The sequence below is a fragment of the Algoriphagus limi genome, assembly GCF_024919275.1.
GTDB lineage: Bacteria > Bacteroidota > Bacteroidia > Cytophagales > Cyclobacteriaceae > Algoriphagus > Algoriphagus limi.
The window spans coordinates 543,624-569,379 of sequence record NZ_JANWGH010000003.1; the positions used below are offsets into that span (position 1 = coordinate 543,624).

24 protein-coding genes and 1 other RNA gene are annotated in these 25,756 nt (G+C 40.5%); 15 read left to right on the plus strand and 10 right to left on the minus strand.

What is annotated here, in order from left to right; genetic code table 11:
* Positions 1 to 64: 64 nt before the first annotated feature.
* From NY014_RS14595 to hisIE, 5 genes are all read left to right on the plus strand, one after another.
* Positions 65 to 847: a phenylalanine 4-monooxygenase gene (locus NY014_RS14595; protein ID WP_259415524.1), complete on the plus strand. Its 783-nt coding sequence runs from the start codon at positions 65 to 67 to the stop codon at positions 845 to 847.
* Positions 848 to 982: 135 nt separating this feature from the next.
* Positions 983 to 1,579, plus strand: a complete 597-nt coding sequence (gene hisH / locus NY014_RS14600) for an imidazole glycerol phosphate synthase subunit HisH (protein ID WP_259415289.1) — start codon at positions 983 to 985, stop codon at positions 1,577 to 1,579.
* A gap of 99 nt (positions 1,580 to 1,678) precedes the next feature.
* A complete protein-coding gene (gene hisA, locus NY014_RS14605) occupies positions 1,679 to 2,392 on the plus strand; it encodes a 1-(5-phosphoribosyl)-5-[(5-phosphoribosylamino)methylideneamino]imidazole-4-carboxamide isomerase (protein ID WP_259415290.1) in 714 nt (237 codons plus the stop codon).
* A 179-nt stretch (positions 2,393 to 2,571) separates the two neighbouring features.
* Positions 2,572 to 3,327, plus strand: a complete 756-nt coding sequence (gene hisF / locus NY014_RS14610; protein ID WP_259415291.1) for an imidazole glycerol phosphate synthase subunit HisF — start codon at positions 2,572 to 2,574, stop codon at positions 3,325 to 3,327.
* A 160-nt stretch (positions 3,328 to 3,487) separates the two neighbouring features.
* Positions 3,488 to 4,090, plus strand: coding sequence for a bifunctional phosphoribosyl-AMP cyclohydrolase/phosphoribosyl-ATP diphosphatase HisIE (hisIE, locus tag NY014_RS14615; protein ID WP_290427055.1), 603 nt, complete (start codon positions 3,488 to 3,490; stop codon positions 4,088 to 4,090).
* Here hisIE and NY014_RS14620 read toward each other — a convergent pair.
* The 3 genes from NY014_RS14620 to NY014_RS14630 form a co-directional block, all read right to left on the minus strand.
* On the minus strand, positions 4,087 to 5,328 hold the full coding sequence (locus NY014_RS14620; protein ID WP_259415292.1) for a glutamate-5-semialdehyde dehydrogenase: 1,242 nt from the start codon (positions 5,326 to 5,328) through the stop codon (positions 4,087 to 4,089). The two genes, hisIE and NY014_RS14620, sit on opposite strands and share 4 nt — an antisense overlap.
* Positions 5,321 to 6,406, minus strand: a complete 1,086-nt coding sequence (gene proB, locus NY014_RS14625) for a glutamate 5-kinase (RefSeq protein WP_259415293.1) — start codon at positions 6,404 to 6,406, stop codon at positions 5,321 to 5,323. The genes NY014_RS14620 and proB overlap by 8 nt, the downstream gene beginning before the upstream one ends.
* A gap of 80 nt (positions 6,407 to 6,486) precedes the next feature.
* Positions 6,487 to 7,362 carry a geranylgeranylglycerol-phosphate geranylgeranyltransferase gene (locus tag NY014_RS14630; RefSeq protein ID WP_259415294.1) on the minus strand — a complete coding sequence of 292 codons (876 nt, stop codon included), beginning with the start codon at positions 7,360 to 7,362 and terminating at the stop codon, positions 6,487 to 6,489.
* A gap of 135 nt (positions 7,363 to 7,497) precedes the next feature.
* On the opposite strand from NY014_RS14630, the gene NY014_RS14635 reads away from it, so the two are divergent.
* From NY014_RS14635 to NY014_RS14655, 5 genes are all read left to right on the plus strand, one after another.
* Positions 7,498 to 8,868, plus strand: a complete 1,371-nt coding sequence (locus NY014_RS14635; RefSeq protein WP_259415295.1) for a Gfo/Idh/MocA family protein — start codon at positions 7,498 to 7,500, stop codon at positions 8,866 to 8,868.
* Positions 8,869 to 8,995: 127 nt separating this feature from the next.
* Complete coding sequence (locus NY014_RS14640; protein WP_259415296.1) at positions 8,996 to 9,673, plus strand: N-acetylmuramoyl-L-alanine amidase; 678 nt, start codon at positions 8,996 to 8,998, stop codon at positions 9,671 to 9,673.
* 3 nt (positions 9,674 to 9,676) lie between these two features.
* Positions 9,677 to 11,308 (plus strand): glycoside hydrolase family 10-like protein, encoded by a 1,632-nt coding sequence (locus NY014_RS14645; RefSeq protein WP_259415297.1) that lies wholly within the window; start codon positions 9,677 to 9,679, stop codon positions 11,306 to 11,308.
* Complete coding sequence (locus tag NY014_RS14650; protein WP_259415298.1) at positions 11,305 to 11,784, plus strand: GNAT family N-acetyltransferase; 480 nt, start codon at positions 11,305 to 11,307, stop codon at positions 11,782 to 11,784. The genes NY014_RS14645 and NY014_RS14650 overlap by 4 nt, the downstream gene beginning before the upstream one ends.
* The gene (locus NY014_RS14655) at positions 11,781 to 13,049 is read left to right on the plus strand and encodes an MFS transporter (protein WP_259415299.1); all 1,269 of its coding nucleotides are present in this window, start codon (positions 11,781 to 11,783) and stop codon (positions 13,047 to 13,049) included. The genes NY014_RS14650 and NY014_RS14655 overlap by 4 nt, the downstream gene beginning before the upstream one ends.
* An 86-nt stretch (positions 13,050 to 13,135) precedes the next feature.
* On the opposite strand, the gene ssrA is transcribed toward NY014_RS14655, so the two are convergent.
* Positions 13,136 to 13,538, minus strand: a transfer-messenger RNA (tmRNA) gene (gene ssrA / locus NY014_RS14660).
* 256 nt (positions 13,539 to 13,794) lie between these two features.
* Between ssrA and NY014_RS14665 the strand changes: the two genes are divergently transcribed.
* Both NY014_RS14665 and NY014_RS14670 read left to right on the plus strand, forming a co-directional pair.
* Positions 13,795 to 14,940 (plus strand): DNA polymerase III subunit gamma/tau, encoded by a 1,146-nt coding sequence (locus NY014_RS14665; RefSeq protein ID WP_259415300.1) that lies wholly within the window; start codon positions 13,795 to 13,797, stop codon positions 14,938 to 14,940.
* 185 nt (positions 14,941 to 15,125) lie between these two features.
* A complete protein-coding gene (locus NY014_RS14670; RefSeq protein ID WP_259415301.1) occupies positions 15,126 to 15,515 on the plus strand; it encodes a hypothetical protein in 390 nt (129 codons plus the stop codon).
* Here NY014_RS14670 and NY014_RS14675 read toward each other — a convergent pair.
* The 4 genes from NY014_RS14675 to NY014_RS14690 are packed head-to-tail and all read right to left on the minus strand — an operon-like array spanning position 15,512 to position 20,028.
* Complete coding sequence (locus NY014_RS14675; protein WP_259415302.1) at positions 15,512 to 16,504, minus strand: DUF3078 domain-containing protein; 993 nt, start codon at positions 16,502 to 16,504, stop codon at positions 15,512 to 15,514. The two genes, NY014_RS14670 and NY014_RS14675, sit on opposite strands and share 4 nt — an antisense overlap.
* 20 nt (positions 16,505 to 16,524) lie before the next feature.
* A complete protein-coding gene (locus NY014_RS14680) occupies positions 16,525 to 18,096 on the minus strand; it encodes a LysM peptidoglycan-binding domain-containing protein (RefSeq protein ID WP_259415303.1) in 1,572 nt (523 codons plus the stop codon).
* A gap of 58 nt (positions 18,097 to 18,154) precedes the next feature.
* On the minus strand, positions 18,155 to 18,799 hold the full coding sequence (locus NY014_RS14685; RefSeq protein WP_259415304.1) for an O-methyltransferase: 645 nt from the start codon (positions 18,797 to 18,799) through the stop codon (positions 18,155 to 18,157).
* Between the two features lie 2 nt (positions 18,800 to 18,801).
* Positions 18,802 to 20,028, minus strand: coding sequence for a M16 family metallopeptidase (locus NY014_RS14690; protein WP_259415305.1), 1,227 nt, complete (start codon positions 20,026 to 20,028; stop codon positions 18,802 to 18,804).
* Positions 20,029 to 20,167: 139 nt separating this feature from the next.
* Here NY014_RS14690 and NY014_RS14695 point away from each other — a divergent pair, with 139 nt between their 5' ends.
* Positions 20,168 to 21,457 carry an aminopeptidase P family protein gene (locus NY014_RS14695; protein WP_259415306.1) on the plus strand — a complete coding sequence of 430 codons (1,290 nt, stop codon included), beginning with the start codon at positions 20,168 to 20,170 and terminating at the stop codon, positions 21,455 to 21,457.
* Between the two features lie 39 nt (positions 21,458 to 21,496).
* Here the strand turns inward: NY014_RS14695 and NY014_RS14700 are convergent, their stop codons facing one another.
* On the minus strand, positions 21,497 to 22,348 hold the full coding sequence (locus NY014_RS14700; protein WP_259415307.1) for an endonuclease/exonuclease/phosphatase family protein: 852 nt from the start codon (positions 22,346 to 22,348) through the stop codon (positions 21,497 to 21,499).
* Between the two features lie 67 nt (positions 22,349 to 22,415).
* On the opposite strand from NY014_RS14700, the gene NY014_RS14705 reads away from it, so the two are divergent.
* Complete coding sequence (locus NY014_RS14705) at positions 22,416 to 23,309, plus strand: flavin reductase family protein (RefSeq protein WP_259415308.1); 894 nt, start codon at positions 22,416 to 22,418, stop codon at positions 23,307 to 23,309.
* A 116-nt stretch (positions 23,310 to 23,425) separates the two neighbouring features.
* On the opposite strand, the gene sppA is transcribed toward NY014_RS14705, so the two are convergent.
* On the minus strand, positions 23,426 to 25,192 hold the full coding sequence (gene sppA / locus NY014_RS14710; RefSeq protein WP_259415309.1) for a signal peptide peptidase SppA: 1,767 nt from the start codon (positions 25,190 to 25,192) through the stop codon (positions 23,426 to 23,428).
* 45 nt (positions 25,193 to 25,237) lie between these two features.
* Here sppA and folK point away from each other — a divergent pair, with 45 nt between their 5' ends.
* Positions 25,238 to 25,753, plus strand: a complete 516-nt coding sequence (gene folK, locus NY014_RS14715; protein ID WP_259415310.1) for a 2-amino-4-hydroxy-6-hydroxymethyldihydropteridine diphosphokinase — start codon at positions 25,238 to 25,240, stop codon at positions 25,751 to 25,753.
* The last annotated feature ends 3 nt before the right edge of the window (positions 25,754 to 25,756 follow it).

The following is a 25,756-nucleotide window of genomic DNA, read 5'->3' on the forward strand; positions in this document are numbered from 1 at the left end:
AAAGGATTCAAAACCCAAAAAGAGAATAAGAGTTAGATAAAAAGTAAACCCAAATATGAAAACGATGACAGATAAACCAAAAGACTGGGTGTATAGCGACCCGAGATTGAAAGATCTAAAGCAGGATTATGAAGCCTACACTCCGGAGGATTTTAAAGTTTGGAAAATCCTCTTTGAGCGACAAATGCCCAATTTGCCAGAGGCGGCTTCCCAAGCATATTTGGATGGTGTAAAAACTGTCAAATTTACAGCTGACCGAATTGCCAATTTTGAAGAGCTGAATCAAATTTTGAAGGCGACTACTGGTTGGGCTGTGCAGGTGGTTCCGGGTTTGATTGACGATGATTTGTTTTTCGGTTTGCTGAATAATAAGCGTTTTCCTTCTTCCACATGGCTTCGAAAAATGGAGCAATTGGATTATCTCGAAGAGCCGGACATGTTTCATGATGCCTTTGCCCATATGCCTATGCTAACCAATCAGCCATATGTGGACTTTTTGGAACAGCTTTCTGGTATTGCGTTGAAGCATATTGATGATCCTTGGGCTATTCAATTGCTTAGCCGTATTTATTGGTTTACCATTGAGTTTGGCTTGATCCGAGAAAATGGGCAATTACGAATTTACGGAGCTGGAATTTTGAGCTCTAAAGGAGAAACCCAATTCAGTTTATCTGATGAGCCAGCTCATTACCCATATAATGTACGCCGAATTATGAATCAAGAGTACTGGAAAAATAAGTTCCAGGATAAATATTTCGTGATCGAAAGTTATGAGCAGCTGTACAATTCCATTCCTGAAATCGAATCGGTTTTGGAGGAAATGTTGGCCGAAAATAAGGTAAAATAAAAGCTAAATAGTAGCGCTTAGAAATACGATTGAAATACATCCTGACAAGTCAGGATGAAATAATGTAGAAACATTTCTATTTATTTCAGCCCGGGGAACCGGGCATATTTCTACAGTATTTCAGATTAAGATAAAATGAAAGTAGCTGTAATAAAATACAACGCGGGTAATGTGCAGTCAGTCCTTTACGCCTTGGAGCGTTTGGGAGCTGATGCTGAATTGACGGATGATCCTGAGAAAATCCGTTCAGCAGATAAAGTTATCTTTCCCGGACAAGGTGAGGCAAGTTCTGCTATGGCTTATCTGAAAGCCCGTCAGTTGGATCAATTGATCCGTGATATCAAGCAGCCCTTTTTAGGGGTTTGTTTGGGTTTACAGTTGCTTTGTGAGCATTCGGAGGAAAATGATACCGACTGCTTGGGGATTTTTCCAGTAAAAGTAAAGCGCTTTATTCCAGAAAACTCTCAAGAATTCAAGGTTCCTCATATAGGTTGGAATGAATTGGAGAATCTAACTGATAATGCTTTGCTGAAGGATCTTCCCGACCCGAAATTCTTGTATTATGTGCATAGCTATTACGCCGAACTGAGTGATGTGACAATTGCAACCACCCACTACATTCATGATTTCACAGCCATTCTCCATCGGGATAATTACTGGGCCATTCAAGCTCACCCTGAGAAAAGCAGTACGGTAGGGGAGAAGTTGCTGAGTAATTTCCTTTCGATTTAGAAATACGACTCAAATCAAAATCAACTTTAAAACCTTACCACCTTTAACTTTCCTACTCAATTTTCCAATCTTTCCATTTTCGAATCCTTCAATTCTCCTATGTTCATCATTCCCGCCATAGACCTTATAGATGGTAAGTGCGTTCGACTCAGTCAGGGCGATTACAGCAGCAAAAAAGAATACCATGATGATCCCCTTGAAATGGCCAAGCGTTTTGAGGATGCTGGTATTCAGCGGCTTCATCTAGTGGATTTGGATGGTGCAAAAGCCAAAAAGATTGTCAATGAAGATGTGTTGGAGCGGATTTGTAATGGCACAAATTTGAAGGTGGATTTTGGTGGAGGAATTCAATCGGATCCGGAAATCGAAAAAGCATTTACCCTTGGGGCAAAACAGGTGACAGGTGGAAGTATTGCTGTTAAAAATCCGCAATTATTTGAATCTTGGATTGCAAGTTATGGCTCCGAGAAAATCATTTTGGGTGCGGATGCTAAAAACCAGAAAATTGCTGTTGGAGGTTGGGAAGAGACAACATCGGTAGATTTAATCCCCTTTATCAAAAGCTATTATGAAAAAGGGATTCGCTATGTGATTTGTACTGATGTAGCAAAAGATGGGCTATTGCAAGGGCCTTCAGTGGAATTGTATAGAGAGATTTTACAGGAAATTCCTGATTTGAAGTTAATCGCAAGTGGTGGCGTTTCTTCTGTAAAAGATTTAGAAGAATTGGAAAAAACAGGGGTTTATGGGGCAATTGTAGGGAAGGCCTATTATGAAGGAAGGGTGAGTTTGGAGGAACTTGCAGCCTTTTAATGTACGATTTACGATTTTGGATTTACGACTTCAATTGGACTTAAATCAGTAATCTCAACCTTGGGTTTCTAGGTTTGAGGTTCCCTAAAATCTCGTAAATCGTCATTCGTAAATCGTAAAAAAAAAGTATCGAACACCGAACTTCGAATGAAGAATAATGAAGTTTTGAATACTATAAAATGCTAACAAAGAGAATTATCCCCTGCCTGGATATCAAAGATGGACGTACCGTCAAAGGAGTGAACTTTGTCCAATTGCGGGATGCAGGTGACCCGGTAGAGTTGGCAAAAATCTACTCTGATGAAGGTGCGGATGAACTCGTGTTTTTGGATATCACGGCTACCGTGGATAAACGAAAGACTTTAGCAGAGTTGGTTACCAAGGTGGCTAAAGCGATCAATATTCCTTTTACAGTAGGAGGGGGTATTTCCACGGTGGAGGATGTGAAAGTTCTCTTAGGAGCTGGTGCAGATAAAATTTCTATTAATTCTGCAGCAGTAAAAAATCCTAGCGTCATCGATGAGATGGCCAAGGAATTCGGTTCCCAATGTGTAGTGGTGGCTATTGATACGCGAAATATGGACGGAATTGACTTTGTGCATACGCACGGAGGCCGAAAACCAACCTTGCTAAAAACCCAGGCCTGGGCTCAAGAAGTTGCTGATCGGGGAGCAGGTGAGATTTTATTGACCTCCATGGATCATGATGGCACCAAATCAGGTTTTGCGAATGAATTAACAGCTGAAATTTCTTCAGCTTTATCCATCCCAGTAATTGCTTCAGGAGGAGCGGGAAGTATGTCGCATTTCAAGGATGTCTTTACCTTTGGAAAAGCAGATGCGGCTTTGGCTGCCAGTATTTTCCATTTTAAAGAAATTCCTATTCCTGAATTGAAAAGTTATTTGATAGGGGAGGGAATTAGTATTAGAAAATAAGATACGCTTCGCAACATACTTTCTAAGATATGCTTCGCAAGATATTTTAAAATTCTCGAGTGGATAATCGAATAAATATCTTGGTAGCCTAAGCGGATATATCTTTTTAATATCTGCGCAGCTATCTTCTATTTAAAAGATTGAAAAACGTATAATTGACATGAACATCGACTTTAATAAAATGAACGGCCTCGTACCAGCCATCGTCCAAGATGCGGTGAGCGGAAAGGTGCTGATGCAAGGTTATATGAATGAGGAAGCATTAACCAAAACTCAGGAAACTAGGATGGTTACTTTTTTTAGCAGAAGCAAAAATAGGCTTTGGACCAAAGGGGAGACTTCCGGGAATTTTTTAGAGTTGGTTTCACTAGCTGTTGATTGTGATGGTGATTCTATTTTGGTAAAGGCAAATCCCAAAGGGCCTGTTTGCCATACTGGAGCAGATACCTGCTTTTTTGAAGTAAATTCTTCCAAAACAGGGTTTATCGATCAGCTTCGGGCAATCATCAAAGACCGCAAAAATAATCCATCTGATAAATCCTACACTGCATCTCTTTTTGCAAAAGGCATCAATAAAATTGCCCAGAAAGTAGGGGAAGAGGCAGTGGAAATTGTCATAGAAGCAAAAGATGATAATAAAGACCTATTCTTAGGAGAAGCAGCGGATTTACTGTTTCATTATTTGGTTTTGTTGGAAGCGAAAGGAATCGAATTGGATGAGGTGATGGAGGTTTTAATCAAGCGACATTCTCAAAAATCCTAAGTTCGTATTTGCCCGTTTCCACGAACAACCCACTTGTAACTTGTCAGTTCCTTCAGGGCCATAGGACCTCGAGCGTGTAGTTTTTGCGTGGAAATTCCGATTTCTGCTCCTAATCCAAATTGAGCTCCATCTGTGAATGCTGTTGAGGAATTGGCATAAACTGCTGCTGCGTCAACTTCTAGTAAGAAACGGGATAGATTTTCCTGATTTTCCGATACAATTGCTTCCGAGTGACGAGAAGAATAAGTCGCAATATGCTCTAAGGCCTCGTCTAAATTTCTAACCGTTTTGATGGCGAGTTGAAGGCTTAGAAATTCTGTTCCAAAATGTTCTTCTGATGCCTCTTGGATGAGCTCATTTTTTGGTAAAGAGGCAAAAGCTTTTTCATCTGCATAGATTTTCACCTTGCTTTCCAGAAGAGGTCTAATCAACTCCCCTAAGTTTGGGAGGAGTTTTTCATGAATTAGTAAGCAGTCTAAAGAATTGCAGACACTTGGTCTTCGAGTTTTGGAATTGTGAATAATAGCCTTCGCTTTTTCCAAATCAGCCTCCTCATCAACAAAGGTATGGACGATACCCGCACCTGTCTCAATCACGGGAACTTTTGCATGCTGGCGCACATAATTGATAAGTCCTTGAGAACCTCGAGGGATTATCACATCGACTTCATCCACGGCCTCTAAAAGGGCTTTTGTCGCGGTGCGATCTGCAGGTAAAAGCAAATAAGCATCAGTTGGAATTTCAAATTTTTGCAGGATCTGATAAATCAAAGATATGATTGCTCGATTGGAAAAATCAGCATCCGAACCTCCTTTGAGTATCAGTCCATTTCCTGATTTTAAGGCTAGGGAAAATACATCAAATGTGACATTGGGGCGAGCCTCATAAATAATCCCAATAACCCCAAGTGGAACAGTAATTTTTTCTAAAAAAAGTCCGTTAGGAAGTACCTTTTCCTCTAATGGCAAAAAGAGTGGGCTGGGTAACTTGGCGACCTGTCGCATTTCTTGAGCTATTCCTTCGATTCGCTCCTGAGTCAGTAATAAGCGATCATACATAGGATTGGCTTTGTCCATTCGTTCCAAATCACGTTTGTTTTCACGAATTAGGAAGTCGCCTTGACTGATCATTAAATCTGCCAATTCAAACAAGATTTTCTGAACTTGTTCGTCTCCAATAAAAGCAAGTTTTCTGCTGGATTTTTTTGCTGCTTGAAATAGCGAAGTAAAATCAATCATGATCAAATAGGTAGAGGTAATCGTAATGAATGATAGGTTTTTGGTTTTTGAGACCGATTTTTTCCTGTGCCGCTTTTGAAGAATAAGCGGCTTTTCCCAACCCTAATTGGTTTCCTTTTTCATCCCTTACTAAGAGGATGTCTCCTTTCAAAAATTCTCCTTCAATTTTGGTAATTCCAACAGGCAATAGGCTCCGGATGACTGTTGAAGTCAGGGATTTTTTTGCTCCCTCATTGATAAAAACTTCTCCCTTGTAGTAGTGCGAACCATGAGCTAGCCATTTTTTTGCTGCTTGTCTCTTTCGTTTAGGTTCGAATCGTGTGCAGCGCAAATTTTGATTGAGATAATCAATCAGAATCCCCTCTCTTTTACCATTTGCTATGAGTACCTCAATCCCCAAATCTGCTGATTTTTTTGCCATGCCAAATTTGGTAAGCATCCCACCACGGCCGAATGATGACTTGGAGGCAGAAATGTAAGAGGATATCTCAGCCACAGAGGCTTCGATATTTTCAATTAATTCCGAATTCGCGTCTTCTGGATTACCGTTGAAAATACCGTCCACATTAGTCAGAAGCAGTAAAGTGTCCGCATTTATCATCGCTGCTGTAAGGCTAGCTAATTCGTCATTATCCGTAAACATCAACTCAGTGATAGTTACGGTATCATTTTCATTTACAATGGGGATAATATCCTGCTGAAGCAATGCTTCTACGCAGCTTTTCATATTCAAAAAGTGCTTTCGGTCTCGGAAATCCTCTTTTGTTACAAGAATTTGAGCAATCGCTTGCTTATGCTTTTTCTGAAAAAGCCTTTGATATTCCTGAATCAGTCGAATCTGTCCCGTTGCTGCCCAAATTTGCTTCTTCAGAACAGGGTTTAATTTTTCTGAAACTGCTGTGTTTTGTCTCCCAAACGCTACTGCACCAGAACTTACTAGGACAATTTTATTTCCCGCCTTCTTCAGAGTTATTAATTGATCCACCAAATGCTCCATTCTATCCAAATCCGGAAGTCCATTGGACTGGGTCAGGACATTTGAGCCAATTTTGATAACTATGGTTTGATGGCGAGACATTTTTATAAAATTTTCATAAAAATACCTGAATTATTGATGAATTGCTAAAAATAAATCCCTTCTGTTGAAAGAAATAAGTCTCAAATAAGTCCCATACTGAGGGTTCCTAGTAGCATAAGGATTTTAGCGAAGGTGCTTAATTGGGAAAAGTGAGACTTACGATCTGAGAGATAGACTTTTCTCATAAACCATAGGAAAAAAAGTCCTAGAATACCAAAATAATAAAAGAGGCGAGGTTCGTTTAATTCTAGGGTCACAATCATAATGGCGGTTACGAAACTGGCTGCAATCAAAAAAATGATCTGTTTTGTTTTCCGAAATCCCAAAACAATTGGGAGAGTCCGGCACCCGTGCTTTCGGTCCCCGTTTCGGTCTTCAATGTCTTTGATGATTTCTCTGATGAGATTCAGAAAAAAGGCGAAAATGGCATAAGTCATTACCAGCAGTTCATTTTTCTGGTAATAAAACGCGACCAAATAAACAGATAGCCCAGTCAAAAAAGCTACTGTTAAATTCCCAATAAAGGGCTCCCGTTTTAATCTATTGCTGTAAAGCCAAAGAAGAAAAGCCGCAAAGAAATTGACAATTGCGATCCGAGGAGCAACTATACCTCCGATTCCTATACCAACAAAATTGAAAAGCGTGTGAAGGAAAATAACCACTCGCCTTTTAATTCCTTTGCCAACAATAACTTCATGAGGCCGGTTGATGTAGTCGATTTTGACATCGTAATAATCATTGATCATGTAGCCGGCTGCAGTGATCAATAAGGTAGAAAAAATCAAAAGATAAAGCCTAAAATCTTCCAAAACCGGGCTCCCTTGACGACTTGTTTCGATTAAAAAATAAGCAGTCATCAGTTGAGTGAATGCCACTAAAAGCAAATTGATAGGCCTACTTATTTGAAAGAGACCTTTTACAGAGATATTTTGCTCTAAAGTGGCAGTTTGGTTCATAATCAAAAATACTAATTCTGGGTGTTTTATGTTTCAGCAAGTATAATTTCTGCAAATAGAAATCCTTTCTAATCTCTGGGAGTAGCAAATTTTGATTTTTATATTAGATGCAATTCTTTTTTAAACCCAATAACCATGAATGCCAACAACGCCCAATCCAGAAGGGATTTTATTGCTCTTTCTGGAAGTCTTCTTGCAGGAACTTTGTTTGTCCACCCAGTAGCTGAAGCCTTGTCAATTTTTAATAAACCGGGAGAAAAAATGCGGGTTGCCTTGATTGGAACAGGGATTCGAGGAACAACCATGTTTGGTAGAGACGTAGTTCGAGCCTATGGAGATCAAGTGGAATTTGTGGGGCTGAGCGATACTAATGAGGGCCGTCTCAATTATGCCAAAGATTTTATTGGCGTGGATTGTCCTGTATTCACAGACGGAGAAAAAATGATTAGAGAGACTCAGCCGGATGTGTTAATCGTGACTACTATGGATAGCACGCACCATGAATACATCATTATGGGTTTGGAGGCTGGTATTCATGTAATTTCCGAAAAGCCAATGACCACGGACGAACACAAATGTCAGGCAATCTTGGATGCGGAGCGAAAGTCTGGAAAAAAGCTGATAGTAACCTTTAATTATCGCTATTCTCCTCATCGTCAAAAGCTGTATGAGATTCTAAGGGCAGGAGAAATTGGAGAATTGACTTCTGTGGATTTTCATTGGTATTTGGATATTTATCATGGCGCGGATTATTTCCGGAGGTGGCACCGGAGAAAGGAGTTTGGAGGCTCTTTATTGGTGCATAAGTCCACCCACCATTTTGATTTGTTGAATTGGTGGATTGATTCAGATCCTGAAGAAGTTTTTGCCTACGGCGAGTTGGAGTTTTATGGTAAAAAGGGTCCTTTCCGAGGTAAAAATTGTAGAACATGCCCCCACAAAGGGGAATGTGATTTTTTCTGGGACATTACGAAAAATGAACACCTGAAGAAACTCTATGTAGATAATTACGAGTATGATGGCTATGATCGGGATGGTTGTGTTTTTCGAGAGGATGTGGACATTTATGATAAGATGGCTGTCCAAATCAAATACAAAAACAAGGTTCAGGTCAGCTATTCCTTGACGACTTATTCCCCATACGAGGGGTACAGAATTGCTTTCAACGGAACAAAAGGTCGCTTGGAAGCTTGGATCAAAGAGAGACAACCTTGGGATGAAAAAAGCGAAGATGTGCTCTATTTGACCAAGAATTTTGGGAAGCGGGAGGAAATTGTCATTCCTCACGGCGGCGGAGGACATGGAGGAGGAGATACCCGCTTAAAGGATAAGCTGTTCAAAGATCCAAATATGCCTGATCCTTGGAGACAATCAGCAGGAAGTAGGGATGGTGCAATGTCTATATTGGTTGGGATTGCTGCTAGAAATAGCATAGAGAGTAATCGTCCAATTCGAATTGAGGATTTGACAGATATAGAATTAAAAGAAAGTGGAAGAGGGAGTTAAATTTTAAGCCTCAAATGCAATTTCTAAATCACCTGTATTTAAGCCTTTAGATGCTTCAAACTAATCTATTTTCTACTTATAAATGGGAATTTCTGGGTAGTTTAGCTTATCCAAAAAACACACAACTATGAAGGAAAGCCGGTCTAAAATTATTCTCTTCTTGGGGATGCTACCCTTGCTGATTTTTTCTTGTGCCCCAAAATCCACTTTTCGAATTTTTGAAAAACCGATTACTTGGAATGCCGAACGCGAAGCTTTGTCAATCCAATACTTGAGGGATAGGCATGGTTTGGATCAGGAGACAGCTACTATCGAACCTCAAATGGTTGTGGTTCATTGGACAGCGATTGATAATATTGAAGTGACCTTCGATGTATTTGATAGCCCCACATTGGGAGGGCGGGAAGACCTGACAGGAGCAAGTAACCTGAATGTATCGAGTCAGTTTCTGATTGATCGGGATGGTACTATTTTTCGCTTGTTGCCTGACACGACTTTTGCGAGGCATACCATTGGTTTGAATTATTGTGCGATTGGAATTGAAAATGTGGGTGGGCCAGATGCTCCTTTGACAGATGAGCAACTAATTGCCAATGAGCAGCTTATTCGCTATTTGAGTAAAAAATACCCGGCTATCGATTATGTCATCGGCCACCATGAGTATCAGCTTTTTCAAGATACTCCACTTTGGAAAGAGGCAGATCCTGATTACAGAACAGTTAAAACAGATCCAGGGGATGCTTTTATGAATAAACTCCGAAAAAATCTGGCTGATCTAGAACTGAAACCTCTTCCTAAGTTCTGATTTATGAACCGATATTTTTCCCAGTTTTTTCTTGTCATTGGGTTCCTTTTTTTATTGCTCGCTTGTAAAAGCCAACAGGTGATCCCTGAAGAAAAAGAGAATAAAACAGAGGTGCCTTCTATTGAAAATCCTCAAAATGTTCCTGTAGAACCAATTGAGAAAAAGAGCTTTGTTGTTTTGGATTATGAACTGCCTGAGCCCGTTCGGGAATTTCGTGGCGTATGGATCGCGACAGTTGTAAATATCGATTGGCCTGAGTCGGGTACAGATTCATGGGAAAAGCAAAAGCAAGATTTCCTGAAGCTTCTGGATCATTACCAGAGCTTGAATTTCAATGCGGCCATCGTTCAAGTTCGCGCTGCGGGAGATGCTTTTTATCCAAGTAATTATGCCCCGTGGTCAAAATACTTGACAGGTCAGGAGGGAGTAGCTCCAAAGACTTTGGAAAATCCACTTTCGTGGATGATCCGCGAAACTCACCTTCGGGGGATGGAATTTCATGCCTGGTTGAATCCTTATCGAGCAACTTTTGATGATAAAACCGAGTTGTTGAGCCCTGATCATGATTTTTTCCTTCACCCAGATTGGATGCTCAAGTATGGATCCAAATATTATTACAATCCCGGGCTACCCGAAGTCAAGGAGCATTTGGAAAAGATTATTCAGGAAGTAGTCTCCAATTATGATGTAGACGCCATTCATTTTGACGATTATTTCTATCCTTACAAAGTGCCGAATTTGGAATTTCCGGATCAGGCTGCCTTTCAAAAATTCAAAAAGCCAGGACAATCCATTGGCGATTGGAGAAGGGAAAATGTCAATACTCTGGTAAAAGAGGTTTATGAAACCGTAAAGACGACTAAACCTTGGGTTCAATTTGGAATATCACCTTTTGGCGTTTGGAGAAATCAAGACAAGGACCCTAATGGCTCTGCAACCCAAGCAGGTCAAACCAATTATGACGATTTATATGCTGATCCGTTGACATGGATGAAAAATGGCTGGATCGATTACCTAATTCCCCAACTTTATTGGAGTATGGATTATTCCCTCGCGAGTTATCGGGTACTTAGTGATTGGTGGGATCAACGGTCTTTTGGAACTGCTATTTACATTGGGAATGGACCCTACAAAATTCGTGATAATGCAGATAAGGCATGGAATGATCCACAAGAGCTGATTCGTCAGGTTGGCTATACACGCACACTTCCTGCTCTTGGAGGTAATTCCTATTTTTCTGCTAAATCTCTTTTCTCAAAAAACAGAGATGTAGCAGAAATACTTGGATCTGAATTGTATGAAAAACCAGTCCTTCCTCCTGCATTTGAACCGAAAGAACAAGTGGAAATTACCAAGCCAAAAGTAGAGCAGTTTTTGTTTAAAGATGGACAGGTGAATTTAGAATTAGAAAATCCACTTGATCCAGCTATCCGGTATTTGGTCCTTCAAGAATCTGATGATTTGGTGAAATTGAAGGATGTTCCAATTCAGAAAATTTGGGTAGGAGGCTCTAGAGCTAATAGCTTGGAAATTTCATCTTCCAACTCAAAATATTTCGCTATCCAATGGCTTGATCATTTTGGACGCATAGTGGAAACTCAATTAATTCAAAACCTCAATTCCTCTCAGCCATGAAAGATATGCTCGTCCGATTAATGGAGTTGCCATCCATTTCTGAATTTGAAAAGAGGCTTTTTGAAAAAGAAAAGATTGTTTTTCGAAGAGCCATATCTCCTGAAAAACATTTGGTTAGCGAGTGGGTTTTCCAGCATTTTGGAGAGTATTGGAAGTCTGAGGTGGAGGTGGCATTTTCCAGACAGCCTGTTTCCTGCTGGATTGCTCAGCGGGGAAATCAAATTCTGGGATTTGCCTGCTATGAAAGTACTGCTCGCAATTTTTTTGGGCCGACAGGAACTATGGAATCAGAGCGAGGAAAGGGAATAGGAAGAATCCTACTTATCAAATCTCTGGAATCATTAAGGGAAATGGGTTATGCCTATGCGATCATTGGAGGAGTAGGGCCTGCGGAGTTTTATGAAAAAGTAGTCGGAGCCAAAGTAATAGAAGGTTCTGAAATCAGTGTTTACAAGCATTTATTAAGAAAATCATGACCCAAAATCAATCGAAAAACCCTTGGATTTGGGTTCCAACCCTTTACCTGACTGAATCGCTACCCTATGTTATTATCATCACTGTTTCAGTGATCATGTACAAAAGTCTGGGTGTCTCCAATTCGGATATTGGTCTGTACACTTCCTTCTTGTATTTGCCATGGGTAATCAAACCTATTTGGAGCCCTATTTTGGAACTTTTTGGTAATAAGAAACAATGGTTCTTGACCATGCAATTGATCCTTTCCTTGGTCTTTTTGGGAGTTGGTCTGACCACAGGTTTGGATGAATTTTTCTTGATTACACTTGCGTTTTTTTGGATGGGTGCATTTGCTTCCGCTACCAATGATATTGCATCTGATGGGCTCTATTTGATCGCTCTTAAACCCGATCAGCAAAGCTTTTTTGTGGGGATGCGCAGTACATTTTATAGAGTGGGTATGATAACCGGGCAAGGGTTAATAGTTATTGGAGCGGGATTTTTAGAAGAAAAATTTGGAGACCCAACTTCAGCTTGGTCCTGGACAATGATTGGGGTTGCCGGATTGATGCTACTATTAACCGGGATTAATTTTCTTGCCACTCCAAAAGTAATTGAAGAGCGTGTTGCTAAAGAAGATCAACCAAGTTTTGGGAAGGTGTTTGCGACATTTTTCACCAAGAAGAATATTGGACTTTCCCTGGCTTTTGTTCTGCTTTACAGGCTTGGAGAATCTCAGTTGGTAAAAATGGCTTCTCCGTTTTTCTTAGATGAAAGAGCAAAAGGGGGACTAGGTCTGACGGTAACTGAGGTTGGTTATTTGTACGGAACCTTAGGAGTGATTGCCCTATTGATTGGAGGAATTGTCGGTGGAATTGTGATATCTAGAAATGGATTGGGAAAGTGGATGCTTCCGATGGCCTTCGCGATCAATGCTCCTAATTTGGGGTATGTGATACTTTCCTGGTATCAGCCTGAAAGCATTCTTTTCCCAGCGACCGTTGTTTTGATTGAGCAATTGGGCTACGGATTTGGATTTGCAGCCTACATGGTTTTTTTGATTTTCTTGGCTGAAGGATTATACAAGACGGCTCATTATGCTTTGGCTACAGGCTTTATGGCCTTGGGAATGATGGTGCCGGGAATGATTTCGGGGTATTTGCAAGAATGGTTAGGATATCCCGGGTTTTTCGTTTGGGTAGTGATTGCTACCATTCCGAGTTTTATCATGGCCTACTCCGCCAAGTATCCTAAAGAATTTGGGAAGAAGAAGGAAGATATTTAACTAGGTTTTGCCTCTGGATCTCCACTGAAAAATGCCATAAAAAACAAAACCCTGTAAGTTGAATCTTACAGGGTGTTTATTTTTCCAAGTGGAGCTGGCGAGATTCGAACTCGCGTCCAGATAAGGAAACACCGTACCGTCTACATGCTTAGTCACCGATTGGGTTTTCGACCAGACTATGCTGGGTGACACACCTGAGTCTGGCTTAGCGACTAAAACTTAAGCTTGCTTAATCGCATCACAAGCCGCAGCCCGATCAAATCGACACCTCGAATCCGCCCAGATCAGACAACAGACGGTGAGATGTGGCCGGGGAATTACTCTTGTAACTCAACCCTTTAAGCGATCTATCCTCTTGAGGTTAGATTAGGCAGCCATGGCGTAAGAAGTTTCGCCATTTATGGTTCGTATGAATCTTTCAAGGCCGTACATACTCCAGCCTGCATGCGAGCCCGATCTTTACACTTACTGTCAAAACCGGTCAGCCCCATTTCAATGGGAAGACAAAAGTAAATCAAATTTGGTTCCTGACAACATGAAAGAATCAAGTATCTAGCATCAAGCAAAAAGAAAAAAGAATGGGACAAAATCTATAGGAATTCTTATTGCAAGGACATTTTCCTTTCTACATTATTACCTTCCAACTTTGCAACTTTACCACCCCCCAACCTAATTCTTCCAATTTTCTAATTTTTCAATCTTTCAATTTTCACCCCAATCAAAGAGATTTTTATATCTTGCAGCGATGGAAAATTTTGTCGTTTCGGCACGTAAATACAGACCTGATAATTTCAAAAGTGTAGTAGGGCAACAGCATATCACCACTACACTTCAGAATGCAATCAAAAACAACCATTTAGCTCAAGCTTTCTTGTTTTGTGGCCCTCGAGGTGTGGGGAAAACCACCTGTGCCCGTATTTTGGCAAAAACCATTAATTGTGAAAATCGGGGAGAAGATCAGGAGGCCTGCGGTACTTGCGAGTCATGCGTTTCCTTCCAAAATAACGCTTCCTTTAATATTTACGAGCTCGATGCTGCTTCGAATAACTCCGTGGATGATATTCGGAATTTGGTAGAGCAAGTACGATATGCCCCTCAAAAAGGCCAATACAAAGTCTATATCATTGATGAGGTTCACATGCTTTCAGCAAGTGCCTTCAATGCCTTTTTGAAGACGCTGGAAGAACCGCCGAAGTATGCAATATTTATTTTGGCCACTACCGAGAAGCACAAAATTCTTCCTACCATTCTTTCTCGTTGTCAAATCTTTGATTTCAACCGGATCCAGGTAAAGCATATTACGGAGCACCTCCAATACATCGCAAGTCAAGAAAACGTCGATTATGAGGAAGAAGCGCTTCGACTGATTGCTGCAAAAGCAGATGGAGCTCTTCGGGATGCCCTTTCTATTTTTGACTTGATTGTTACCTATTCAGCTGGGAAAAAGGTTACTTATCAAGAGACAATTTCCAATCTGCATATTCTTGATTACGACTATTATTTCAAGGTAGTAGACGCCTTATTGGCTGGAGATATCTCACAAAGCTTGTTGATTTTTGATGAAATCCTCAGAAACGGGTTCGATGGACATAATTTCATTGTTGGGCTTTCTGAGCATTTTAGGGACTTGCTAGTATCTCAGGATGAAAGTACCATAGACTTGATGGAAGTATCCGATGAGGTAAAAGCCCGATATTTGGAGCAGTCCAAACAGGCAAGTCAATCCTTTTTACTTTCTGCACTTAATCTGGCTAATCAATGTGATATTCATTATAAAGCCAGCAAAAATCAGCGCTTGCATGTGGAATTGGCTTTGATGAAAATGGCCAAGATTCCATCTGCTCTCCAATTAGCTGCGCTTGCTGTGGAGGAGTCAAAAAAAAAAATCTAAAATCTGAGTCAACATCTCAGCAAACGGAAAAGACTCCAGCTTCCACCGAAATCCACACCAAAACTACTCCTGTTCAAAGGACTATTTCCGTCCCAACCAATTTAGGGCAGGCAAAGAAGTTTCTCAAGAAGGAGGAAATTTTAGCCAAGCCTGAAGCCAAGAAAACGGAGGAAGCTCCGGTAGAATTGATTCCTACTACTTCTGTCCAAGTTCTTACTCAAGATTTACTGGAAAGGAATCTGCCAGAAATTTTATCTCATTTCAAAAATCTTGGCAAGAATCTCGAATTAGCAATTCTTCAACAACCGATTAAAGTCAAGGATGGGGACCTGGTGATTGAAGTGATAGGTTCGGTACAGGAGGAAATAGCTGAAAAAATGAAGCCTGAGTTGGTTGGTTTAATTCGGAAATTAACTGGAGCGAATTCTTTCACTGTTCATTTGGAAGTGAAAGAGGAAATTCAAGAAACTCATCAAAAATTATATACCGATCGGGATAAGATGAATTTCCTGATCAAAAAGCATCCTGCTTTGATGGAATTGGCAAAGAAGTTTGAGCTAGATACAGACTTCTAAAAGTCGAGCGATATCCCGAAGTTGACCAGATTTTGGAGTTGGACAGCCTGTTTTGAAGTACCGTTATCCTGTTTTATAAATACCTCCTCGTCATAAATAATTGCCGTCTCAATTCGGGTGGAAATGTATTTATTCACTTTCATTCGAATGACTGAATTGAAATTGACCACAAGATTTCCAAATCGCTCATAATTCGAGAAAAGGTTCAAATCAGCCTTCCAGGTTATATTTTCCATCAGTTGGAATCCATTGATCGAAGTGGCAAGTGACATCCCTGCCTCAGCCCGGACATTCTCTCCAGGAGTCACACCAAATGCTCCAGCATTGCTCAGGGAATCATTCATGACAATGGTGAATCGCCCTGTGAATGGAGAAAGAATCAATGAGATTTTACTGCCATCCTCGTAGGATTTCCGATAATTCAAACCGGTAGAGGATTGAACATAGCCAGGAGAAAGTAAATCAGAAATCTTTGTACGTATATCGTTTTCACTTCCTGAAGGTCTTGAATATTTAAAACCTTCTAATAACTGAGTTCTTGCATCTATCTGGGTCGATAAGTAATAGACCTCCGAAAGCTCCCGTCCATAATTACTCACAAAGACAAAGTTGTCATTGGTCTTTCGGGTCTGATAATCACGGTCAGACTGTCTGTTAAAACCAAGGTTAATGGTCAGCTGCGTATCCCAGACTTTTTTGTCTTTTTTGTAATTCGCAAAAAGTGAAATTCCTGAATTCAAGGCAAAAGAGGAAGCACCCCCTGCCGCCCAATTACTAAGGGTAACTTGTTGGATATTCAGGTTGTAATTTCCTCCTGTTTTCCAAAATATTTCCTTTACCGGCTCTTCAATCAATAAGGAGTCACCAATCATGAGTAAGGTATCCCCATTGATCAACACCGTATCGGGAATAATCTGCCTGTCTTGGGCGAGTAGCTTTCCCCCAAGCCCCATAAAAATAAGGCCTAAAAAAAATAGAAATCTGCTCATAGTTTTGAAACAGGCTGGAATCAGGGCTTGAAGATAGTTAATTTCTGCCCTACGCTAATGATGTTTTGGTTGCCGATACGGTTCCAGGTTTTTATTTGTTCTACGGAAACCCCATATTTTTTGCTGATCGCATAAAGGGTGTCTCCTGGAGAAACAACATGTGTAAGACTTGACCCAGATTGGGAGCTTGCTTGTGATGAGTTTGAAGCTTGAACTGTCCTTGAAGGAGTTGGGGCCGTATTGTTTTTCGCCACAACGTCCCTTGACCCAGATTGGATAGGAACAATTGGAATATCTTCTCCTCTTTTTCGGTGTTCTTGAAGATTAAGTACCATCCCCGCTTTCAAATCCTGATCTCTTCGAATTCGGTTTTTAGCCTTTAGAGAGGAAAGCTTAATTCCATACTTCTGGGAAATACTCCAAAGCGTTTCACCTGGTTGGACAATGTGAGTGGCAACTTCAGCTTTAGCTTTTTTCTTTTCTGTATAATAGTATTCTCCAGCTTCAATTCGCTCTCCTGCTTCCAAGTCATTTAGGCGACGGAATTTTTTCTCCTTGATTCCTATTTGATCAGCAAAATTCGCTTGCGTAGTTGTTTTGTTAGCTTGTACCCCATCCAGCTCATTGACTGTGATTTGATCAGGTTGTGATGCCTTGCTAGTATTTCCAGCTATTCGAGGGTAGGAGTTGGCAGTACTATATTTTGGAGTAGATCCTGTATTTGTATTGTTTGGTTTGTTCTTCTCGACGATAGCTGTTTTGAAGTCAATCTCATCGTTGCTGACAAACACTACCGAGTAGGCTCTTCCCGCTGGAATTTTTCCATTGGAAGTCCACTTATTCATCTCTTGCAAGTGGTCCTCGGAAACCTTGTATTTTTGAGCCAGGGCTGAAAGACTAGTCGGCCCCTGGACTTTTACCTCAACTAATCTTGGACTGCCAGAGCTGGTAAAAACTGTCAATTGATTCTCAAAAGCTACTTTGTGAGCGAGAAATTTTTTGAAGTACCAATGGGAATTTCGATCTATATCTACGATTCTTTTTCCATTGTATTTATTGCCAAAATAGGCCTTTGCACCCCCCAATCCCATCTGATAGGAGACAAGTGCACACATCCAATTGTCGAAGCTAGCATTATGTTTTTTAAGGTAAAGAGCCGCACCTCGGGAAGAATTGACAATATTTTTTCTGTCGTCAATTTGGCGGTCTACTTGAAGAAATACTTCTTCTGCGGTTCCTTGTTTAAACTGCCAAAAACCAACAGCATTGGATGTCGAAACGGCATCAGCAATCAATCCACTCTCCTGAATGACTAAATATTTCAAATCCAAAGGAACCCCTACAGCCTGAAACTCACGCTCTACAAAAGGCATGTAAAGTCTGACCCGATCGAGCTTTATTTGAAAATGTTTGGGGCTTCGATACAAGGCATCCACATCAAGTTGGATTTCTCGTCGAGCCTGAGGATTAATACGGATGATCATATCCGCAAATTCCATCTCGGCGGGTACCTGAGGGATTTGGGCTAATACCTCCCCAAAAAGGCTAATTAAGAGAAAAATCGAAAAAGCGAGTCTGGAAATAATCTTCATTTTCAGGGTAAGAATTTTACTGCCTCACCCTGTTGCAAAAATGATTCCTAAAATCCGATTAGAGCTTTCTAGCCATCATAATTCCATCCCGAATTGGGATCAAGGAGTTTTCTACGCGCGGATCATCTTGGACAAACTGGTTGAATTCTAAAATTGCAGCCGTGTCTTTGTCCAGTTTTTTACGGCCTTTTGGTAAGACTTTTCCCGACCAAAGAACATTATCAGCTAAAATTACTCCTCCTGTCGGTACGCGATCAATTACCAATTCGTAATAGGCTAGGTAATTCTCTTTGTCTGCATCGATAAATACAAAATCAAACTCTCCTTCCAGTTGAGGAATCAAGTCAAGTGCATTTCCTAATCGGTAGTCGATTTTTTCACTCAGTCCACTTTCTTCAAAAAATCCCCGAACCCGATCTTCCAATTCATCATTGATATCTAGCGTGATGAGTTTCCCGGTTTCTCCTAATCCCTTGGCTAAGCAAATTGCCGAATAGCCGGTATAGGTACCTATTTCAAGAATGATTTTAGGTCGGTGCATTTTGACCAATAATTCCAAAATTTTTCCTTGAAGAGGACCTGAAAGCATGCGAGGCATCAATACCTTGGCTTGGGTTTCCCTTGTTATTTTCTGAAGAATGGGGTCTTCCGAGCTAGTATGGGCTTCGCAATAGGCCAATAATTCAGGATCGATGAATTCCATGATTAATTGGGTAAATAAGTCAAATCCGTGATCTGGTTGGGATCAAAAATTTCATTTGCAATTTCTTGAAGTTCTTCTGCAGTGGTCATGCGGATTTGTTCAAAAATCCGCTCCAATGGATCTATCTTTCCATGATCGATAAGGCTTTTGCCAAACACTAGCATTAGCGCAGCATAGTTTTCCTCTGCCATAGCCATTTGTCCCATGGCTTGTTCCTTTGCCATATGAAGCTGAAGAGTGCCTAATTTTTTTTCTCTCAATCTATTGAGCTCTTTTCGAACGATTTTTTTAGCCTTCTCGAGGGTTTTCTCCTCAGTTCCAAAAAATATCCCAAAGAAACCTATATCCGAAAAAGGCTGGTAACTGGATTCAATGCTATAAACGAGGCCATGCTTTTCCCGAAGTGCCATATTAAGACGGCTATTCATGCTGGGACCTCCCAGAATATTGTTGAGGAGAAAAAGCTTGTATCGCTTCGGGTCGTGAAGGGAAAAAGCCGGTCTTCCCATTCCGCAAAGTGATTGGGTTATGTCTCGCTTGACCTGTTCCGTTTTTGCTTGGTAATCCTTAAAACCACTTCGGATGTAAAGCGTCCGCTTAGATGGAATTTCTGAAAGCATCCCTTCAATTGCCCGTAATGCTTTTGAGAATGAAATATTCCCTACTATGGAAAAAACAATTTGAGAAGTGTCGAGTCGGCTTGCGATAAAATCAAAAAAATCCTGCTGAGTGAATCTCCCGACAGTTTCTTCATTTCCCAAAATATTCCTGCCTAGGGCATGATTTTCAAAGACTAAGGCATCCAACTCATCCTGAATGGAGTCATCCGGAGAATCCCGATACATAGCCATTTCTTCCAGGATCACTTGGCGTTCTTTTTCGATTTCTCTAGCGGGAAAAGTTGAGTTGAACGTAATGTCATAGAGTAACTCTGCAGCCTTGGTATAATGATCTTTTAAGACAGACGCATAAAAGCAGATTTTTTCTTTGGTAGTGTATGCATTGAGCTCTCCGCCAAGAGATTCCAGTCTATTTAAAATGTGAAACGTCTTCCGCTTTTTGGTGCCTTTGAATGCCATATGCTCCCAAAAATGAGCTAAGCCTTCCTGTTCTTTTGTCTCGTCTCGACTACCAATATTTAAGATAAATCCACAGTGAACCAATCGGGTGTGACTGACTTCCTGATGGACGATCCGAATGCCATTGGCAAGTTCTTTTACTTGATGCATAGCTTTTTTTACCTACCAAAAATCAACTTTCCAAAGTCTTTTGGAATACTGAGAAGATTATCTCAATTTCAATCTCCGGTTCTACAAAGAAAACAATTTTCTAACCGAGACTTGATTCAATTTAAAATAAAATTAGAACATGAAATATACGCCACTTCCTGCTGAACTCTACATTCGAAACCGAGCCAAATTGGTGCAAAAACTTGCGAAAAACTCAGTTGCAGTTCTTAATTCCAATGACATTATGCCAACCAATGCTGATGGCACAATGAAGTTTCGTCAAAACAATGACTTGTTTTATCTCTGTGGGATCGATCAGGAGGAAACTATTTTGCTGATTGCTCCTGACTGTCCTAATCCAGCTTGGAGGGAAGTTTTATTTCTTCGCGAGACTAATGAGCATATTGCGATTTGGGAAGGACATAAATACACCAAAGAGGAAGCTGAGGTAGCATCTGGAATCAAAAACATCCATTGGCTTTCTGATTTCGAGTTGATTTTTAATTCGGTGATGGTTCTTTCTGAGCGAGTTTATCTCAATACAAATGAGCACCTCCGTGCCGGAGTTGTTGTCGAAACACGAGATGCACGATTTATCAAATCTTGTAAGGAAAGATTCCCGCTTCATGAATACGAGCGCTTAGCTCCAGTAATGCATGAACTTCGAGGAGTGAAGGAGCAAGAGGAGATTGATCAATTACAAATTGCATGTGATATCACGGAGAAGGGGTTTAGAAGAATTTTGAATTTCGTAAAACCGGGTGTAACTGAGTATGATATAGAGGCTGAATATCTGCATGAATTTGTGCGATCTAGAAGTAAGGGATTTGCTTATGAACCGATAATCGCTTCGGGTGCTGCAGCATGTGTTTTACACTATATCGAAAACAATAAAGTATGTCAGGCTGGTGATTTATTGTTGATGGATGTGGGAGCGGAATATGGAAATTACAATGCCGATATGACCCGGACCATTCCGGTAAGTGGTCGTTTTACAGAAAGACAAAAGGCAGTTTACAATGCCGTTTTACGTGTTCAACGAGAAGCTATGAATATCCTAAGACCTGGAGTGACTATTCAGGATTATCATAAAGAAGTTGGTCTGATTATGCAGTCAGAGCTTTTAGGTTTGGGCTTGATTGATCAAACCGACATCAAAAATCAAGATTCGAATTGGCCAGCTTATAAGAAATATTTTATGCATGGGACGTCCCATCATTTGGGGCTTGATGTGCATGATGTGGGAACAATGCATTACCCAATTACCACGGGAATGGTTTTTACGGTGGAACCGGGTATTTATATCCAAGAAGAGGGCTTGGGGGTTCGATTAGAAAATAACATTGTTATTCAGGAGGATGGCTATTTTGACCTTATGCGGAATATCCCAATTGAAGTGGAGGAAATCGAAGAGTTGATGAATTCATAAAAAAAGCCCCATTTGGGGCTTTTTTGCTTTTATGTATTTTTAAAATTCAATCTCTACCATAACTGGAAAGTGATCCGAAGGATATTTTTTTCCATAATTATCGCTCAAAATCCCATGACGATTCACTTGGATAGCTCCATTGATAAATATGTGGTCGATAATTCCATCCGGGAGTATTTCCCAATCGAATCCCGTAAAAGTTCCTCTTGGACCATAGGATGGAATTTTGGAAATCAAGCGAGCATCTTTCCAATCTGGGGATTGGGTGATGGTAGTGTAGGCAGGATTGTCTGGGGTTACATTAAAATCTCCCATTAAAATTACGGGCAGATTTTCAGAATTGATTTCGGCGATCTTTTGGATAACCAATTTGCTGCTTTCTTCTCTGGCTTGCTGTCCAATGTGATCATAGTGGATATTGAACGCATAGAATTGATTTCCTTCCAAATCTTCAAATTTTCCCCAAGAACAGATTCGATTTAGTGCTGCATTCCAACCTTTGCTTGGTTTCTCAGGAGTAGGAGACAGCCAAAAAGTTCCTTGCTCATGAAGCTTGTATAGTTCAGGATCAAAAAATATCGCCGTGTATTCACCTTTTTCTGCTCCGTCGTCTCGTCCTACTCCCAAGTAATCATAGCCCAATGCATCTTTCAGCTGATTGACTTGATGGTTTAGTCCCTCCTGTGTTCCAAAAAGGCTGATTTGATGGAATTGAATCAATGCGGCTACATGTGGGAGTCGGTCTTTCCACAGGTTTCCTTCGTCATTTGGATTATCCCATCGAATATTGAAAGTAGCTATTTGATGAGTCTGGGCAAATACATAAGAGGAAATGGAAGTGAAGGCAAGTACCAAAAAAGCGATTTTGAGACTATTTGTGAGATTCTTCATGGAACTATTGCGGTTCTTTTTGTTTATCATTTAAAAATGACCTTTAATTTGAAGAAAAGAAAAGCTAATGAAGACAATATACCCAAAAGATCTACCCATTCCTGAGTTTCATGCTTTGTTGCAGGGCAGTATTGCGCCGAGGCCTATTGCCTTTGCTAGTACGATTGATGGGGATGGAAATGTGAATTTGAGCCCCTTTAGTTTTTTTAATTTATTTAGCACTAATCCGCCTATTTTGATTTTTTCCCCATCTCGTCGGGTTAGGGATAATACCACCAAGCATACTTTGGAGAATGTTTATGAAGTTCCGGAGGTGGTTATTCATGTGGTTCATTATGGTATGGTGGAGCAGATGTCTTTGGCAAGTACTGAATATCCAAAAGGAGTAGATGAGTTTGTGAAGGCAGGATTTACACCAATTCCTTCAACTCATGTAAAACCTCCTCGAATCAAAGAAGCACGTGTTTCTTTTGAATGTAAAGTGAATGAAGTAAAGCCTTTAGGGGAAAGTGGAGGATCAGGAAACTTGGTGATCTGTGAAGTGCTTTGTGTTCATGTGGATGAACAAATCCTCAATGAAAAAGGAGTGATTGATCCGCACAAGCTGGATCTTGTGGCAAGATTGGGAGGGAATTGGTATTCCCGTACAAATGGGCCATGCCTTTTTGAAATTCCCAAGCCTTTGAGTACGATGGGGATTGGTGTTGATCAGATCCCGGATGAAATTCGAAATAGCCCTGTTTTGACCGGAAATAACTTGGGAAGATTAGGGAATGTAGAAAGCCTGCCAACTGACGAAGAAGTTTCAGCTTTTGGAAAAAGCCCAGTAATTGAAGAAATGCGAGTCCGATTCCAAAATGATCGAGCAAGTTGGATCGATCATTTGCATCGCTATGCTCAGGAGGTTTTAGAAGCAGGAGACGTGAAAAAAGCTTGGCTTGTCCTGTTGCAAAAAGTTTAAAAAAGAAGCGTTTCTAGTCATTTTATTTTGTCAGACTGAGCGAAGTCGAAGCCTTTTCCATAATTGAAAGGAATTTCGACTTCACTCAATGTGACATGAAATTTTGAATGCTCTTTTTATTTAATTCTTATTTCCTGAGGCATTCGGGCTTGGATGCCTTCGAAGTTTTTGACCTTTTCTAAATTTTGATAAGCTGGATAAAGTTCGCCAAGCCGTGCTTGGAGGATTTTGGTTTGAACATTATCTGACAAATCCTCCATCAATTTTTCAAACCAAGGTTTTGGCTGTGGATAGTAAATCACACGAAAGTCATCTCCTGCATCAATTTTTGCGGCAGCAATTTCAATTGCTGTATCCAAACCACCCAAAACATCAACTAACCCTCTTTCCTTCGCCTGATTTCCTGTCCAAACTCTTCCAGATGCTACCTCTTTTACAGCTTCTGGGCTCATATTTCTTCCTTCTGCTACACGGGAGATAAAAGTTTCATACCCTTCCTCTACTGAGTTTTGCATGATGGTTCTTTCTACTTCCGTAATTGGCCGGGCTACATTCATGAAATCTGATAGTTCTCCAGTAGAGACCACATCAGTTGTTATTCCCAACTTATCATTGATGAGTTCTTGCACATTAAACCAGAGTCCAAAAATCCCGATGGATCCGGTGATGGTATTAGGTTGTGCGACAATGGTATCAGCCGGGGCGGAAATGTAATAACCACCTGAGGCGGCAACTTCTCCCATGGAAACGATGACTGGTTTTACTTTTTTAGCCTCATTCATTTCTCTCCAAATTACTTCGGAAGCTAAAATGGATCCGCCCGGAGAATTTACCCGAAGAACGATGGCTTTGATATTATCATCTTTTCTAGCATTTCGGATTTCTTTGGCAAATTTATCTGAGCTGATTACCCCATCCGAACTACCACTTACAATTTCACCTTCTGCCAAAATCACCGCAATCCGGTTTCTTGAAGTTAGATTTTGACTTTTAGCAACTGAACCCAAGTTTGTTGCATTAATTGTTCGGATTTCATCATCCTCTTCCAAGCCTAACTTTTCTCGAAGAATGGCATGAACTTCATCTTCATAAGTCAGTTTGTCTACCAAGTGAAAATCTACAGCATCCTGAGCTCTTCGAACTAACATTTGATCATTTATCAATTGCATGCTGTCTAAGGAAACTTGTCTGGATTCAGCAACCGCTTGAATCATATTTTGATTGATGTCTTCTAAAAAGTACTCAGTCTGAAGGCGGTTTTCAGGGCTCATTTTGTCTAATATGAATGGCTCTACCGCACTTTTAAATTCACCTACCCGAAATACAACTGGTTCGATTCCTACTTTTTCGAAAAAGCCTTTTAGGAAAATTACCTCTGAAGCCAAGCCATTAAAATCAACTGCGCCCATGGGATTCAGATAAACCTCATCTGCAACCGATGCCAGGTAATATCCACCTTCTGAATAGGCTTCATCATATGCAATAATGAATTTTCCTGATTCTTTGAAACTTTCGAGTTCTTCACGAAGCTCCAACAAATTAGCTTGTCCAGCCATCACCAAACCTGAATTCAGGTAAATCCCTTGAATGTTTTCATTGGTTTTTGCTTCTCGGATGGCCTTTTTCAAATTAACCATGCCAGCTTGGAGTACGCCTCCAAAGGGATTTCCCAACGGCCCAAGATCGAGGTCGTCTTCGGATGTTCGCTCTACTATAATCCGACCATTGAGATTTAGGTGAAGAATAGAGTTTTCTTGAACCTTTACCTCTTTTTCTCCTGATGCTGCTATGATGCCAATTAGTCCAAAAAACAGCAGAAAACTGAGGATGCTGAAAATAACCAAACCTACAATTACTGCTAAAACGTTTCCTAAGAATTTCATAATGAATTTATTTATGGGGCTAAAATAGCTTAATTTGATCTAGTATTGAAAATCAATTTAAAAGCAAAAATGGTTCATGAAGTTGTTTTGATTTTGGGAGGTAATCAGGGAGATCGAAAGAAACTACTGGACAATGCAAAAGCTGCCATAGGTCGTTTAGGTAAATTGGTTAAAGAATCCCGAATTTTCACGACAGAGGCATGGGGTGGAGTAGCAAAAGAAGCATTTTTAAATCAAGCATTAATTCTTGAAACAGAGTTGGGGCCATTGAGATTTTTAAAACATCTCCAGCAGATTGAAAAAAATATGGGAAGAAAGCGTCAGATCAGATGGGGCGATCGGACAATGGATATCGATATTTTGTTTTGGGATGATGTGGTTATTGATTTACCGGAATTAAAAATTCCACATCCAGAAATGGCAAACCGACGGTTTGTATTGGAACCTTTGATGGATATTGTTCCTGAGCTTGTTCATCCTGTTTTTGGGAAAACCATTCACCAACTTTTAGAGGAATGTCCAGATACTTCCAAAGTATCCATATTTCCGGAATCAGCATAAAAA